Here is a 2,882-nt window from a genome sequence, read left to right as displayed (position 1 = left end):
ATATATATTGACAATCCATTCACCAAGGCGTATAATACTTCATTGCTTAATTTTAAGAGTTCCTAACTAAAGAAAAGGAGGAAAGGAATATGACTTTTTATAAAGAACTTCAGTTAAATCAATCTGGTTCAAAAGAACTCATTAGAAATTCAGAAAAAAACATTGAAAAATTACGCCATATTTCTATCTATTTGTTTAAAATCTTTATAACCATAGTATTCTGCATGGCTGTTGTCATGTCTTATACCAAAATCTTTGGTACTGATAACAGTATTGTTGGAGTTGTTGTACTTCTTTTTGTTCTAGTATTTCGAAATGCTGATTTGGGAATCCAGACATCTCATGCTATTCCATCTTTAATAGCAATCTTTTTAATCTTAGCTGTTGGACCAAGATTAAGCAATATGACTAATATTTACACTGCTTTATTAATAAATTTTGTAAGTATATTCTTATTGATGATTTTAGGATGCTACAATGTGATGATGTTTAACCAGTCTACATTAGTTTTAAGTTATCTTTTATTATATGGATATGATGTCAATGGTTCTTCATATATAAACCGACTATTTGGGCTTGCTTTAGGAGCCTTAATTACAAGTATTATATATTACCGCAATCACCATAATAAAACTTATGATATTAAACTGAAAACTTTATTTGAAGAATTCAGCATGAATGCTGATAGGACAAAATGGCAGTTGTCTTTAACAATTGGAGTTTCATCAATTTTATTTTTTGCTGGATTAATTAATCTTCCAAGACCTATGTGGGCAGGTATTGCAGTAATGTCTATAATGGTTCCTTTTTCTGAACATCAAAAGAAGAGAACAAAAGATAGGATATGGGGAAATATTTTAGGATCGCTTATTGTATTTATAATATATAAATATTCTCCTGATTTTATATACAATAATATTGGTATTATTGGTGGAATAGGTGTAGGTCTTTCTGCAACTTATGGTTTTCAATCTGTATTTAATACATTTGGTGCTATATCTATTGCAGCAACCATTTTAGGTTTTCCAGCTGCTGTTTTTTACAGGATATTTAATAATATTTTAGGTTCAATTTATGGATTATTATTCAATAAGTTCTTTTTTAAAGCTATTGATATTATTTTATAAAAAAGGAATTGTCGCATTAAGAAAATCAGATACCATATATAGTGTGTTGATTAAATTCTTTGATACTATATATGATATGATTTAATCTTTATGCCACAATCCCTTTTCTTTTTACACATTTAATCATCTAATATATACATATTTCAATAATTAAGACTACATATAATTAAAGAAATTTTAAAAAGATTTCACCTTTCATTGTAAATTATACATTATTAATTGAAATATATATGATTAAAACCATATTTTAAATTTATATCATTATCCATATATTTCACATGATTATAAAGTAATCAGTTTAATTATCCAGTTATCATTTTTCCATCAGTTATAGTTATATCATTTACTTTTTCACCTTTCATAAGAGAATTTATAACTTCAATAACTCCTTCTGCCACTCCTTCACTATTCTGGTCTAATGTACACGTAAGTCTTCCTTCTTTTATGCTGTTTAGAATCTCATCATCACAGTCAAAAGTTCCTGTTACAGCAGATACATTATATTCAAGCAGAGCTTTTTCCATGCCTTTATATATTGGACTATTAGCAGCAAAAAAAACTTTTATATCAGGATATGCTGTTAACAGCAATTTGGTATTTTCATATGCTTCTTCAGAGTCAGATCCACTTTCACATGTTATTCTGGCAGCTACATCCATTCCCTTATCTTTCATTTCATCATAGAAACCATCGCATCTATTTTCACAGTTTATAGAATTTACATTTCCATATAATACTGCAACCTTATCATCCTTTGATACTTTGCTTAAAAGTTCATCTGCAACTTTTGCTCCTCCATCATGATTATCAATTCCTACATATGTGGAAACATGTGCTCCATATGATTCAAGAAGTTCCCTGTTAATATCATTATCTATAAGAATAATTGGAATGTCAGCATCATTTTATTAAAAATTGTGTTTCAGCTTTTTCAGTTACTACTTTACTCATAAAGTATTTCTCTTCTGCATCAGTTTTATTATTTTGAACTAATCTATTGAAATTATCTATGACTGTTCTTTCTTTCACTGTCAACATGGCTATTTCTTGTCCATCTACTTCAATTCCATCATTAAGTGATGTGCTTATACTTTTCCACAAATCGTTGTATTCTTGAATAATTTCTATAAAATCATCTGAACTTTTCTTTTCTTCCTCGCTAGATATCATTTCTAAATATGCTTGAATGTTACCATTTAATGTTTCAATTTCATTTTCTATTGAATTATTCAAGTTGGAATTATATTCTATTAATTGCCCTTTTACATTTGCTTGTATTTGAGAAATATCTGTTGCAATTGTTCTGCTCATCTCAATTTTTTGTACATCTACATTATACATGTTTTCAATATTATCTTTTAATATGTTAATTTTTTCATACCCTATAAAATTTAAAATAATTATAGTAATTAAAGATATTATACTTATTAGACTTATAGCTGATGATATTGAAAATCCTATTTTCCCCTTACTTTTAGATTTCATAAAACGCCCCTAATAATTTTATCCCTTCAACATATTTTAGTACATTTTTACATTAATTTCAATTATTAGAATTTATAATTTTCTTTATAAAACCTGATATATTATTTCCTAGACCTATATCTTTTACTAAATATACTCATAATAAATATAAGGACTTTAAAGCTAAAATAAATTTAACTGAAAAGTCCCTCCAATATTTTTATTATTCATTTTTAAAAATTTCAAAAGCAAAAAATACATATAATTTTAACAACTGCCTCATTGAATAAA

3 protein-coding genes are annotated in these 2,882 nt (G+C 26.8%); 1 reads left to right on the top strand and 2 read right to left on the bottom strand.

Annotated elements, in window-relative coordinates; genetic code table 11:
- Positions 1-89 precede the first annotated feature (89 nt).
- Positions 90-1,127 (top strand): FUSC family protein, encoded by a 1,038-nt coding sequence (locus tag Q0F58_RS18585; protein WP_294379414.1) that lies wholly within the window; start codon positions 90-92, stop codon positions 1,125-1,127.
- A 302-nt stretch (positions 1,128-1,429) separates the two neighbouring features.
- Here the strand turns inward: Q0F58_RS18585 and Q0F58_RS18580 are convergent, their stop codons facing one another.
- On the bottom strand, positions 1,430-2,020 hold the full coding sequence (locus Q0F58_RS18580) for a sugar ABC transporter substrate-binding protein (RefSeq protein ID WP_294379416.1): 591 nt from the start codon (positions 2,018-2,020) through the stop codon (positions 1,430-1,432).
- A gap of 7 nt (positions 2,021-2,027) precedes the next feature.
- Entirely contained in the window at positions 2,028-2,612 is a 585-nt protein-coding gene (locus Q0F58_RS18575) for an MCP four helix bundle domain-containing protein (protein WP_294379413.1), read from the bottom strand.
- Positions 2,613-2,882: the final 270 nt, after the last annotated feature.

Origin of the sequence: uncultured Clostridium sp. (genome assembly GCF_934754915.1) — a bacterium.
Taxonomy (GTDB): Bacteria; Bacillota; Clostridia; order Clostridiales; family Clostridiaceae; genus Clostridium.
The sequence above is the reverse complement of the archived record's forward strand: the minus strand, read 5'-3'. Positions and strand labels throughout refer to the sequence as shown.

Excerpts from the sequence above, each read along its gene's own strand:
- Q0F58_RS18585 (WP_294379414.1), top strand. The coding sequence starts at position 90 with ATGACTTTTTATAAAGAACTTCAGTTAAATCAATCTGGTTCAAAAGAA.
- Q0F58_RS18575 (WP_294379413.1), bottom strand. The coding sequence starts at position 2,612 with ATGAAATCTAAAAGTAAGGGGAAAATAGGATTTTCAATATCATCAGCT.